Origin of the sequence: uncultured Ruminococcus sp., from assembly GCF_946415235.1 — a bacterium.
Taxonomy (GTDB): domain Bacteria; phylum Bacillota; class Clostridia; order Oscillospirales; family Ruminococcaceae; genus Ruminococcus.
In genome coordinates this window covers 1-13,121 of record NZ_CAMKRR010000080.1, presented here as the reverse complement: position 1 = coordinate 13,121, position 13,121 = coordinate 1, and the positions used below count along the sequence as shown (strand labels likewise).

Below are 13,121 nucleotides of genomic sequence, written 5' to 3'. Positions count from 1 at the left end.
GCCCTGTATGTATGCTGATGATACTCATAACCCCCTTTGTCACGGACATTTGATTTATAAGCTCCCTGTTTTTCAGGGAGCTTTTTTACATAGGGCAGCCGTTTTTTATTGTATTCAAATAGCAGTACCGATAGATCGCAATTCTTTGAAATGAGATGTATTACAACAATGATCATGCTTATTGTTGAGATACAGGTTAAAATCGACCTTCCGCGGACAGTTGTCGGCATCAGCTGCAAAAGAACTGCACCATATAAACAGCGGCAGATGTCCCATATCACCGTTACTGTGTACGGCAACCACATAACCGAACGCCCAGCTCTCAAAGGGAATTTCGCCAAAGTGAAATCCTTCAGCTGCAGCCATTCGGGCAAACTCCTTACGGGTATCCTCATTTTTGAGATATACCCATATCTTCTCGTCGTTTCCTAACATTTCCCTGATAGTACGCATAATTCATGCACTCCTTATAAAATATTCCATAAGAGCACAAAAGCGACCCCATCGTAACGACAGGATCGCTGAATAAGCATCATTTATCATCCCATCGTTCAAGCTTTAGCACCTTACGTTTTCGCAGGTTGCTGTACGGTCAGCGGGCTTGTCCCTCGCGTACTCTTTATGGTACCTTTATATTATCATAATTTTCGTTTATTGTCAAACTTTATTTTCCCGATCAGACGGTCACGGCAGAAGTGTCTTTTTGTCTATCATGAATATCACCCTAATTCTGTGAAAACCTCCATAAAAGCTATTGCTGTTTATGGACATTTTACCGATATATTTGAGAATATGTTGACTTATTGCATTATATGGGATATAATTATAATTACTTTTTAACGTTAATAAACTATAAAGGAGTAAAACATGACAGACATCATCATTATCGGAACGATAATTGCCTATCTCATACTAATGGTTACGGTTGGCTTTATCTTCTCAAAGAAAAACGAAAACGTCGGCGATTTCTATCTCGGCGGACGTAAGCTCGGACCTCTGGTAACTGCAATGAGTGCAGAGGCCTCAGACATGAGCAGCTGGCTCCTCATGGGACTTCCCGGAGTTGCCTATCTCACAGGCGGTGCAGAAGCAGGATGGACTGCTATCGGACTTGCTATCGGTACATACCTTAACTGGCTCTTTGTGGCAAAGCGCCTGAGGGTCTACAGTCAGCGCTGCAGTGCTATCACTATCCCTGACTTCTTCTCTGAGCGATATAAGGACAGGAGCAAGATACTCATGGGCGTTTCGGCTCTCATAATACTTATCTTTTTCGTTCCCTATACTGCTTCGGGCTTCTCTGCCTGCGGAAAGCTGTTCAGCTCTCTGTTTGGCTGGGACTATCATCTTGCAATGATAATCAGTGCTGCTATCATCATTTCCTATACCTGTACAGGCGGATTCCTTGCAGCAAGCACCACTGACCTTATCCAGAGCATCGTAATGACCGTTGCGCTCATAAGCATTGTCCTCTTTGGTATCAGTGCAGCAGGAGGAGTTGGCAATGTTATTGAAAATGCTGACTCATTGAAGGGATATTTGTCCCTGAGCCATATCCACAATACCGAAACAGGCGGAGCAGATAAGTATACATTGCTCACTATAGCATCTATTCTTGCATGGGGACTCGGCTACTTTGGTATGCCTCATATACTTCTCCGCTTCATGGCTATCGAGAACAAAAACAAGATAAAGACTTCAAGAAGGATAGCTTCCGTATGGGTAGTTATCTCAATGGGTATCGCCATAGTTATCGGCTTTATCGGAAACGCTCTTTCTGCAAGCGGAAAGCTTGAAGCTCTTGACGGCACCAATTCCGAAAAGGTTGTCATCAGGATAGCTCAGTACATGAGCGAGCATCATGTGGGACTTGCTGTTATTGCGGGACTTGTATTCGCAGGTATCCTTGCTTGTACTATGTCCACATCGGATTCACAGCTCCTTGCAGCTTCATCATCAATGTCAGAGAATATCCTCAAGGGCGTATTCAATGTTAAAATGAGAGATAAGGCTTCAATGCTGGTTGCACGAGTTGTGCTCCTCGTTATTGCAGTCTGCGGAGTTGTGCTTGCATGGGATCAGGACAGCTCGGTATTCAGAGTAGTATCCTTTGCGTGGGCAGGTTTTGGTGCTACCTTCGGACCTGTAATGCTGTCAGCACTCTTCTGGAAGCGCTCAAATAAATGGGGCGCTATGGCAGGACTTATCGTAGGTGCGGTAATGGTATTCGTATGGAAGTTCGTTATTGCTCCTATGGGCGGCGTACTTGCTATATATGAGCTCCTTCCTGCATTCCTCTGTGCATTTGCAGCTATTATAATAGTTTCGCTTCTTACAGGCGCTCCTGAAAAGGAAGCAACTCTGGAATATGAAACTGTAAAGGCAGAACTCAATAAGTAACTCTAATGCCGTCCCTGTCAAAAGAATCAGACATACACATATGATAATATAGGACCGACTGATGTCGGTCCTTGTTTTTGTTTGTACGAAATGAGCATGAGATAACGAGTGAAAGTCCCGAACACGCTCAGATAGTGGAAAGTGTATATTACACCGAAAGGTGTGTTACTTGTTAAATTGATTGAACCGCCGTGCACCTAACGGTACACACGGTGGTGTGAGAGGTAGGCGGCGTCATCGCCGCCTCCTACAGGCAATCCATCTTCCACCTCATGACATAGATAGAAGTCCGACACTTCAAAGCTAATCCAGTGAGTTAGAAGAAAATATTGGCTCATATCCGCTGGCCTTTCAAAGCTATCAACAATTTGAAGCCAGTATTTGTTAACACTCATGGCCATCAAAATGATATATAATGTCGGGAAATCTCCTGATTCATTAGCAAAACTGATTGTTTTGTTTAGCGTATTTACTGTAACTGTACATATGCTTTTGCTGTCATCAAACCTGAAGTCATCCGCAAGAACCTCAAACCTACGCACAATAACATTCCGCTTTTCCTTTTTCATAAGCCCCTTCTTTTTTCTTAACCAAACATTATCCTTTGTAGCTTTATCATAAAAATAATATATTTATCAAAAAGTATAATAATAGAATAATTGACAAGATAAAAGAAAGCAAACAGCTTTCCCGGCATAATGGCCGGGATAAGTATAGATATACCTTGTAGCTGTTCTTTTTTGGGGGCAATAATTATAAATATGGCTATATCAGGTTAAGATCAATCACCATAGTCATGAGGAACGAATACCTTAGGAATTTCAACCTCAGTGCCATCCTCTTTCCTGATGATCAGTTTGGTAGGTTGAACGGTTACATCAGCCATCTTTTGAGCCAATGCGAAATTTGTAGTATTATCACCATACATCAATGAGCCGTCATTGATGTTTGTAGGACTCACCACTGTGTGATTATGATACCAATTCCATTCTCTGTCCTTGAAGTGAGTACCAGTTGCAGCAAGATGGGAATCGGTTACATCTTTGAATATTTCGTTTGTTAACTCCATTGCTTTCTCAGCAGTCGGTGCTGTTTCACCAGTGAAAGAAGTAACGTAGTGGAAGCATGGAGTATTGTCCTCATTACCCCAAAACTCCGCAACTTTCTTGAAATGTTGAAAAGCCTGATATGAATCATTTGGGTTAATACCGAAGCCTTCCTTGAGGACCTGATTTGCAGCTTGTAAACGAATATGCACTAATAGTCTTCAACGTATTCGGAAGCAATAATGAGGTAAGGTTATTGCAGTTATCAAACATCTGTACCGATGTAGATCTCGTATGAATCCTGGAGTCCGTCATTGTCGGAATCCTTATATTCTATACCATATCCGTCTTCTGTCCTGATTATATGCAGAGGTGTGGAAGAGATGGTTTTGTCATCAGTGGTGATGGCAGTTACTTTGAAATATTTTTCTTTGAATTCATCTTTGATCTCGTAAGAGTACACTGATTTGCTGACTGTATCAATAAGAGTGTATTTGTCACCGTCATCAGATTCATAGAGGTTGTATTCATCAGCTTTTATGGTATCCAACCAGTTCATCTGGATAGTATTTGTCTTTGCATCATACTTTCCGTTCAGGACTATGACTTCATCATCATATTCTTCAGGTTCTGGTTCGGATTTGTCTTTTTTGTTAATATCTATATAACTGCTGAAATCAAAATCAAGATCGCCCCATACAGTTTCAATGTGTCCTGAAAGTGAGCTGCTTCTGCTGAATTGCCATTCTGAGGGATTCTCCATGTCAATACCTAAGCAGGTTGCTGCTTCATAAGCAAAACTATATGTGATGAAGCCTTGTTTTTCGAGTTCCAGCTGCAAACGTTTCTTCCTTATCGGATTTGATGTGTTTTCAATTTCTGTTTCAATATCTTTATAAACATTGACAGCATTAAGATAATCAGCTATCAGTGATTTTGCTTTAAAATAATCTTTTGAAGTTATACGATTGATTTCAAAGCCTGAATTTTCATCGTTTACAAGATAGGGTACTTTTACTGTGCATTCAGCTTTTTCAGGGAACGTAGTTAATAAACTTGCTGCTGTTGTAAGTGAAAGAACAGTTGATAATAGTTTTTTAACATTTTTTACCTCCGTTGTATTAGTTTTGTTGAATAGTGTATATAATATAAAAAATGCTATGTTTTCATAGTTTTCTCCCACCTTTCTTGATAAATATTATATAAAATAGATTTATCTGATATTTATTTTACAATAATTCACTGAATAAATCAAGTCAATTATTGATTATATGTAGTACATTAAACTTGTATATCAGATGCTGAATAAATTTAGTAATATGATAAATAATGAAAGATATTACTTTGATATGCAATTTAAAACTAAAGGCCATAAATTAAAGTAATTTTAGGATTAGAACTTCATAAATATAATTATAATAATCTCGAATATCATGGGAAAGAATTGTATACAAAAGATATGTCACAAAAAGCTTCTTATTTACATTCTAATCAATTATTGCTAAAAAATATTATTTATTTCATGGAACACAATTAATTATGTATTCTTTTTCCAATAATAAATGCCTCCTTTTATAATAACGCAATTTAAGTTTAAAGTGTAACAGCTTTTTTTATTTATTATAACAACAATGGTCAATTTTGTCATATAAAGTCTAATTTGCGAATATTATTCAGTGACTGAATATTGCATATGCGGAAGGAGAAACTGAAATGAGAAAAGTTCACAGAAAGATATTCGCTGGAGCGTTGTTGTGTGGATGTAACCTGTTCGCGCTATATGTTGCGTCATGTGTAGCTGAGAAAGCTGAAAATTTGGGAGTGACTGTTTCGATTACAGGCACGGAAGAGGTACTACCAATTATAACTTTAGATGCATGACATGGTGTAACAGTTGCATTTATCAACTCTATACCAGTATTTTTCTTTGTTTCACATATTTAAAACGAAACAGCTCCCTAATGGGAGCTGTCGTAGGTTATATCGTTATGTTCAGAACATCTCTCAAGTATATGTCAATGACCTTGTTGTATGGTGTGGTATGTAATTTGTCGTTGACATTATTTGTAGCGATAGTTCATTGTAGCATCATAGTATTTGTAAAGTGATGAAACTGCGTCTTTAGCGGTTTTATCGTAGCTGCTTCCGCTAAGAATTGCGTAAACATAAGAAAGTGCGGATATGCTGCATTTTGCAGTACCGTTGGTCGTTACAGCTGTGACAGTATACGTATCTCCGAGCTGATGTGCCGAAATGTTCGGGATTGTAACCTTGTAACGTCCGTCTGCCTGCTTAACGGCAGTATATGATGTTGCTGCATTGCCCTTCTTTATTATGACCTTTACGCTGCCGGTATAATTATCCTTCGCCTTGATAAATACATTAAGGAAAGTACCGGAATTCAGTGAGAGCGAATAGGTTATCTTTTCGATATCCGACTTTCCGAGGTCAAGCAGGCGCTGGTATTTGCTTGCTGCTTTCTTAATAGAGTCATAAGAATATGAGCTGGTATAATACTTGCTCATTTCCTTATGCTCCTTGCCAATGGTCCAGTTATTGCTTGCAGCAAGGTACGGCTGTGAATAGTGACCGTAATCAGCTATGGAATGAACGAGAGCAAGGGTTTTATCAGCATAGCTTGAGGCGTTTTTATCGATAGTATTGATATAATCAAGTACCGAATATTTTTTAGTTACTATGCTTCCGCTGCCGTAATGGAATACCGCAGTAATGGTATCAGCCATTTCGACAGATGTTACGTAGCAGGTAAAGCGGTAATACTTGCCGCTTGCATTTTTGGAATTCTTGTCAAAAGGAACTATTGATGTTCTGCCATTGATACTGAACTCCATATAGCTTGCATTTCTTTCCTGCTCTGTAAGTGAAGAAAGGTCGAGGTTAAAGCTTACGCCTATCTGACCGCTGAGGATCAGATTCTGTGTTTTGAATAAGTCCTGCTGCTTCGAAGTGAGGTATCCGGGGTTATTCTTGCCGCCGTCTACGTGAGCATAGTCTATGCCTGTATGCTCCGGATCATATACTGTTCCTGCACCGCCTTTGAGTTCATAGCAGTCCTCAAACATTGAATAGCCAACAGCTGATTTTGTTGTCCAGCCGGGGCCGACATATATGGTTTCAGCAGAACAGATAAACATATAAGACATATCTGTTACCTTTGAAGTATCAAAGCTGCTGAGATCAATTATATCAAAGGCACTGTAGCCAAACATCTCTGACATATCAGTAACATTCGATGTATTGAATTTACTAAGATCAAAGGTATCTCCGCCGCCAAAATAGAACATTCCATGCATATTCGTGACCTTTGAAGTGTCAAATCCGCTGATATCAACATGATCAGCAATGTGCCACCACGAGTTGAACATACCAGCCATATTAGTAACATTTGATGTGTCAAAGCTGCTGAGCTCAAGTGCCTTTATTGAATACATACAGCCAAACATATCAGACATATCTTTGACCCTTGATGTATCAAAGCTGCTGAGATCAAGCGATGTAAGTGCAGTATGGTAAAACATTCCGCTCATATCAGTAACATATGATGTATCAAAACTGCTCAGATCGATCGAACTCAAAGAACTGCATTCCTTAAACATCCTTGACATATCATGAACAAAAGATGTATCTGCATTTTTCAGATCAACTGTTTTAAGAGAAGACATATAACTGAACAGATCACTTGAATCCTGGGGAAGTACAGCTCCTGTTTCGGCAACTACAGCCTCTATTTTGTCCTTATCAACACCGTCAGGAAGTATGATGCCTGACAGATCATTGCTGTTTCTGATATAACCGCTGAGGTGAAGTGTTTTTGTCTTTGTGTCATAATATGATTCATCTGTAGCTTCTATAACATTTACATCAGCATTGCCTGAAAAGAAAATAGAATAGTCCTTTTCCATCATTTTTTCTGCCGTCCATCCATACGGCAGAATAATGTCTCTGTCTCTGGCGTACTTGGTGCCGATCACAAACATACAGTCAATCTCTGTATCGTCAGAAATAACAAAGTTGTGGATATCAATTGTGCTAAAGTTGGTGCCGCAGAACATGGATGACATATCTTTTACGTTACGGGTATCAAAGCTTCGCATATTGACATGACTTAAGTACCTTGAACCGCTGAACATTCCACTCATATCAATAACATTGCTTGTATCAAAACTTTTCAGATCGAGTGAGCTTAACCTTGTTTCCGAAAACATACCTGACATATCAGTAACTTTCGATGTATCAAAATTGCTCAGATCAAGATCACTCATGCCTGTTCCCCAAGCCCAATTATAGGTATCACTGAACATATGCGACATATCAGTAACATTTGATGTATCAAAACTGCTCAGGTCAAGTGGACCAAGCATTGTGCATGAACTGAACATTCCTGACATATCTTTGACCTTTGAGGTATTGAATTTGCTCAGATCAATAGAGATGTAATTTGATCCGTAAAACATATAAGACATATCAGTTACGCTGCTTGTATTTAAAGCCCTGAGATCAAGTGATTTTTCATAGTCCTCATGAGGATCATCAGACGGACCGTAAAACCTTTCGACAACGTACTCTATATGCCCGCAGCTTTCAAACATTCTCGACATATTTGTTACGTTTGAAGTGTCGATGCCATCAAGCTTAAAGATAGCAACTAAACAGTCCTTGAACATTCCTTCCATAGTTTTTACAGCGGATGTGTCACAGTTGCTCAGATCAACACATTCAATATCGTTATACCATTTTTCTGATGTATCCTTCCCAGTAAAGAACATATATGACATATCCGTAACGCCTGAGGTATCGGCGTTTTTAAGATAAACTGCCTTGAGACTGTTCATTCCTTGACAGAAATAGCTGCAGTTGCTCGGAAGAACAGCTCCTTCGTCAGCTGTTATTACCATGATTTCATCCCTTTTTACTCCGTCAGGAAGTATAACACCTGCGCCGTCATTGCTGTTTCTGACATAACCCTCGAGGTGAAGGGTCTGTGTCTCTGCGTCATAGTACGACTGGTCATTTCCCTGCACTGCCGAAACTGAAACAGCTGCTTTTGCAGTCAGAGAGATGAGGTTTTGTGGAAAAAGCACTGCATTTCCTGCTAATAAAGCAAGTGAGAGAGTCCATGCAGTGATTTTCTTGCACGATTTTTTCATTGATTAGTCCTCCTTGAAAATATACTGATAGTTTACATTCGCCTTAGTAAAGCGTACAGTAGTATTATATCACTTATTAAAACAAATAAAAAGACAGCTGTATATAATTAACAGTTTGTTCATAAACAAAACGATGATGCTTCAAATAATATGTAAGAGGTAATGTCCCTAATTATAATAACGCAATTTTAATTTAAAGTGTAACAGCTTTTTTCAATCATAAGAACAACAAGGGAAAATTTTTTCATCAGATGCAGTGAAACTATTTCAGCAGATTTGTTGCTTTTATACTGTATACTGATAATTATAGTCTTAGCTGTTAGCATAGTGATACAACTAAAGCTTGGATTGATTCTATTCCTTGAAATGATGTAATATAGCCATTTACATAGAATGAGCTTAATTGGATGATTTTCTGTTTGTTAAATGGCTAAATGGTTGAGGGATTATAGTTACATTTCTTTGCTAAATATGGATTTTCACCTTTATTTCACACTTTTAAAAGATACAGCTCCCGAATGGGAGCTGGTTTATATTATGTATTTGCAATATGTAACAGAATGTTCCTATGATACGGCAGAGCGAATATTAATTATTTTTGAGAATGTGGGTGGTTCAGACATAAGGTGTGTATCCCAAATGTGGAGTGTGCAAAACTGATATAATTACAAGCCATAGTCTTTGGAGGGAAGTGCATACATGAGAAAATCAAACTTTATCAAATATACCGTTCTGAAGAATCGCCTTTAAAGCTGATATTGCTGTATCATATGAAATAGATTCAAATAGTAGGGGAATAGTGATCGCTTCGTAATCAGCTTTATAGATCTTCTTATTAATAACCTCATGGAGTACCTCAGTCACGTTTGTTTCGCTCTGAACAGAAAGGCACATTTTATGTGACCTGCGTTCATCGGCAACAGATTTGGCAAGGCCTTTCAGAGTGTCATCGACCTTAATAATCTCAGAAAGTTTAAAAATATCGTATATGTGTCTTGAATGCTCAGTAGTGGTATTCAGCAGATAATAATCTGCTAACGCATATAGTTTATCAAGCAATGTGCGTTCCGCGGTTTGTACATTCAGTTCAAATGGCTTTAAATCATATTGTTCTGCATAGATATCATAGCCATTTTCGTGGAGATATTGATATATCAGGCTGTCTGCCTGCATTAATTTCGTAGGATAAGCCCTTTGATATATTGCTGTTTCTACGATAAGCTGTTCTTTCAGATAGACAACAGAGAGCGAAGAAGGATAGTCAATGATATAACGGTTATAATCACGACGGCTCTTGATCGCATCAGCGTTGGTAAGCTCAAATTCCAAATCATTGATGATCTGGATAATATTTGTCTTGAGCTGTTTCCTCTTATTTACAGATGGTTTAATTTCGGACTGTAGATTCAGGTCAATATCCTCGGAAAAACGCTTGATGATATGATAGCACTTTGACAATGACGTGCCGCCTTTGAAAACAATATCCGGCATAACATCAGCGATCCTTTTAAGAAAAAGCGTTACAAAATAATCCTTTTCAACTATCTCTGCCTTGACTCCGAGATAGTCAGAAGTCCGCAGGATAAGCTGCTCAAAGGTATTTTTATCATTATGCAACATAATAGATCACGCCGCTTTCTATGAGATTCCGCATCGTCTTGTCAGGAAAAAATGGAGCATATTTTGTCACAAGCTCCTGAGAAATACTACATTTTCTGATCCAGTTTTTGATGACAGCTTTTCTCTCCTCATCAAAAAAATTTGCTGAAGTGCTGTTCATCATTTCAAGGAACTGTAAAACGAATATATTGTCATTGTCAATTGTAACCCTTGATTTCCGTAAAATCACTTCCTGATTACCAACCTTTACTCTGCGGAGTTTTGAATTTTCATTATTCGTTTGTATTTCAGGAATATTTGACATCTGTGTAGAAAGCCCTGCCTGTTGCAATGCTGTGATTCCTGTGTAGAATCCGATCCGCTTTCCTTTCTCGGATAAATATTTTCGTTCTATGATCCTGTTTGGATTCAGAATACTGTTGCCAAATGGTGTTTTGACAGGGATATAATAGATGCCACGTTCGTAGCGAATGACCTGACCGCTCTCACACAGCTTCGCAAGCTCCTTTTTTAGCCAGATATCTGAATACCCCTCATAAGAAATATCCGAAAGGAATATTGGTTCATTTTGACCGAATGTCTCAAGAAGATAATCATACAGCATATTCATCACCTCCATGTTGTACTGAATACATTATATCATATTTGACTGTATAAGTCAATAGTAGTATATATCAAAAGAAGTATTTTAATGTCAAATTTAATACTTGCAGAAAAGCCATCCTTGAATGTATTATCTTTGAATACTGTATTATTGATTCGAGCTTTGTCATATAAAGTCGAACTTGCGAATCTTATTCAGCGTAATGCAATAAACAATACTGACTTTTTTGTTACAAATAACTATTTCTTTTGATATTGGATAATGATAACGAAATATTCGCAATATTTGTCGGAATTAATGTTATAATTGTATAAAGCTTAAGTGCTTATTTATAAGGGGTGATAATATGAGAAAAAACAGAATACTAACCGTTTTGACTTCCGTTGCTTTATCAATTAATCTTTTCATCAGTAGTTTTGGTGTTTCATGGTGGCATATTCAGCTGATAATGCTAATGATACTATACCGATATTGATGTAATTACAGGTCAGAAGTATTACTACTATTTTACTTCCGTGGATACTGATTTTAACGAATCAAAGCCGTCAAATATAATTGAGTGCATTCCCCTTGACAGTGAAAAGCCGCAGATCAAGCATACTCCGGTTACGTATTCTGAACCAAATAAGTCTATCGTGATAAGTGCTGATGTAAGCGATAATGTAAAGGTTGATAATGTTACATTGTTCTACAAATATAGCGATGAAAATGAATGGAATGATATAAAAATGAGGAATACATCTGGTTCAAACTATCAGAAGGTGTTCTCCGCTTATGAGGTCAAAAACGGGAAGATTCAGTATTATATTGAAGCCAATGACGGAATTAATAAAGCATATTATGGAACTGAAAAACAGCCATACACCATTGAAATAATGCCTGCTAATTTAACGACCACGAAAGCAAATGTGACAACTACTATTCAAACTACTTCATCATCATCCACGTCAAGTGATGATAAAATACCAACATTCAATGATGTTTCTGTTAAAACTGATATGAATAATAAAGAAATAAAATTCTTTGCGGATGTAAGTAATAATGTAAATGTCGATAAAGTTATACTGTATTACAGGTATATCTATGATGAAAAATGGACTACTTTAGAAATGCAACACACGACTAACTCAACATATTTCGCTCAAATTTCACCATCCGATATCAAAACGGGTACTTTAGGATACTATATTGAAGTTAATGACGGACTCAATACAAGTTTATATGGAAGCAGATTAAAACCATATGTTATAGAAATACCTTCTTTGGATAGTACAAATTTAACTACAACTACCACTACACTGAATTCAACCACTGAAACTTATACAACCTCAAAGTCTTCGACCACAAGTTCAACTTCAACAACTATAAATTCAAATCATGCTACTACCAAAACAACTACTAAGACTCAGAACACAACAACATCTACGACAACTACAAAGCCCACAACGACAACAACAACTACTTCTGTGACTACAACTGAAAAATCAACCACAACCGTAACTACGACAACTACAACGCAGACAAATCCGACTAAATATAATCTCGGAGATGTTGATAATAACAGTGTAATAGATGCCGTGGATGCATCAAAAGTACTTGCATATTATGCACGTATTTCCACAAAGCAGGACGGCGGTTTCAGTGATAGTCAGAAGAAGGCTGCTGATGTAAACAAGAATGGAATTATAGATGCAGTTGATGCTTCTAAAATTCTTGCGTTTTACGCACATATTTCCACAGGCGGAAAACTTACTTTTGAAGAGTTTTTGAAAAACAAGTAAAGTCATAGTACCTCCTTCAAAAGGTACGGTTAATAAGAATTTAAAGGGTGCACACTGTGCACCCTTTAAATTACTATTAGTCTTTAAGATAAGATATGAATACAACACAATTGAAAAGAACTTTGTCATATAAAGTCGATTTTATGAATATTATTCAGTGACTGAATATTGCATATGCGGAAGGAGAAATTGAAATGAGAAAAACACACAGAAAGATAGTCAGCGGAGCATTACTGTGCGGCTGTGCTTTGTTCACACTGTACGGAGCATCACGTGTAGCCGAAAAAGCTGAAAATGGGGGAGTACCTGTTTCAATTACAGGAGAAGAAGAGGAGCTGCCAATTATAATTTTGGATGCAGGGCATGGCGCATCAACTTAAACTGAGTTCACTTATGATCCTTGAAGCGACGTAATATAGCGATTTGTATAGAATTGACCAGGCAGGATGAGTCTATCCTAAAATTTGTGTAAACCTCTGAAGTAGTGTATAATAAAAGAGAC

12 protein-coding genes and 1 riboswitch are annotated in these 13,121 nt (G+C 37.9%); of the genes, 4 read left to right on the top strand and 8 right to left on the bottom strand.

Annotated features, from left to right (window positions below):
- Positions 1-114: 114 nt before the first annotated feature.
- The gene (locus tag Q0R37_RS12060; protein ID WP_294754731.1) at positions 115-453 is read right to left on the bottom strand and encodes a hypothetical protein; all 339 of its coding nucleotides are present in this window, start codon (positions 451-453) and stop codon (positions 115-117) included.
- 88 nt (positions 454-541) lie between these two features.
- Positions 542-628, bottom strand: a riboswitch (SAM riboswitch).
- A 239-nt stretch (positions 629-867) separates the two neighbouring features.
- Between Q0R37_RS12060 and Q0R37_RS12055 the strand changes: the two genes are divergently transcribed.
- Positions 868-2,400 (top strand): sodium/proline symporter, encoded by a 1,533-nt coding sequence (locus Q0R37_RS12055; protein WP_294754730.1) that lies wholly within the window; start codon positions 868-870, stop codon positions 2,398-2,400.
- Between the two features lie 197 nt (positions 2,401-2,597).
- Here Q0R37_RS12055 and Q0R37_RS12050 read toward each other — a convergent pair whose 3' ends face one another.
- The 4 genes from Q0R37_RS12050 to Q0R37_RS12040 form a co-directional block, all read right to left on the bottom strand.
- Positions 2,598-2,969, bottom strand: a complete 372-nt coding sequence (locus tag Q0R37_RS12050) for a hypothetical protein (RefSeq protein ID WP_294754729.1) — start codon at positions 2,967-2,969, stop codon at positions 2,598-2,600.
- A gap of 212 nt (positions 2,970-3,181) precedes the next feature.
- Positions 3,182-3,658 carry a relaxase/mobilization nuclease domain-containing protein gene (locus tag Q0R37_RS12045; RefSeq protein ID WP_294754728.1) on the bottom strand — a complete coding sequence of 159 codons (477 nt, stop codon included), beginning with the start codon at positions 3,656-3,658 and terminating at the stop codon, positions 3,182-3,184.
- Positions 3,603-3,719 carry a hypothetical protein gene (locus Q0R37_RS15685; RefSeq protein ID WP_366517429.1) on the bottom strand — a complete coding sequence of 39 codons (117 nt, stop codon included), beginning with the start codon at positions 3,717-3,719 and terminating at the stop codon, positions 3,603-3,605. Before Q0R37_RS15685 ends, Q0R37_RS12045 begins: the two co-directional genes overlap by 56 nt.
- Positions 3,712-4,629: a hypothetical protein gene (locus tag Q0R37_RS12040; protein WP_294754727.1), complete on the bottom strand. Its 918-nt coding sequence runs from the start codon at positions 4,627-4,629 to the stop codon at positions 3,712-3,714. The genes Q0R37_RS15685 and Q0R37_RS12040 overlap by 8 nt, the downstream gene beginning before the upstream one ends.
- Positions 4,630-5,159: 530 nt before the next feature.
- On the opposite strand from Q0R37_RS12040, the gene Q0R37_RS12035 reads away from it, so the two are divergent.
- Positions 5,160-5,327 (top strand): hypothetical protein, encoded by a 168-nt coding sequence (locus Q0R37_RS12035; protein WP_294754726.1) that lies wholly within the window; start codon positions 5,160-5,162, stop codon positions 5,325-5,327.
- A 179-nt stretch (positions 5,328-5,506) separates the two neighbouring features.
- Here Q0R37_RS12035 and Q0R37_RS12030 read toward each other — a convergent pair whose 3' ends face one another.
- From Q0R37_RS12030 to Q0R37_RS12020, 3 genes are all read right to left on the bottom strand, one after another.
- Positions 5,507-8,614 (bottom strand): BspA family leucine-rich repeat surface protein, encoded by a 3,108-nt coding sequence (locus Q0R37_RS12030; RefSeq protein WP_294754725.1) that lies wholly within the window; start codon positions 8,612-8,614, stop codon positions 5,507-5,509.
- 708 nt (positions 8,615-9,322) lie between these two features.
- A complete protein-coding gene (locus Q0R37_RS12025; protein WP_294754724.1) occupies positions 9,323-10,234 on the bottom strand; it encodes a nucleotidyl transferase AbiEii/AbiGii toxin family protein in 912 nt (303 codons plus the stop codon).
- Positions 10,224-10,838, bottom strand: a complete 615-nt coding sequence (locus Q0R37_RS12020; RefSeq protein WP_294754723.1) for a DUF6088 family protein — start codon at positions 10,836-10,838, stop codon at positions 10,224-10,226. The genes Q0R37_RS12025 and Q0R37_RS12020 overlap by 11 nt, the downstream gene beginning before the upstream one ends.
- 515 nt (positions 10,839-11,353) lie before the next feature.
- Here Q0R37_RS12020 and Q0R37_RS12015 point away from each other — a divergent pair.
- A complete protein-coding gene (locus Q0R37_RS12015) occupies positions 11,354-12,619 on the top strand; it encodes a dockerin type I domain-containing protein (RefSeq protein WP_294754722.1) in 1,266 nt (421 codons plus the stop codon).
- A 194-nt stretch (positions 12,620-12,813) separates the two neighbouring features.
- The gene (locus Q0R37_RS12010; RefSeq protein ID WP_294754721.1) at positions 12,814-12,999 is read left to right on the top strand and encodes a hypothetical protein; all 186 of its coding nucleotides are present in this window, start codon (positions 12,814-12,816) and stop codon (positions 12,997-12,999) included.
- Positions 13,000-13,121 lie beyond the last annotated feature (122 nt).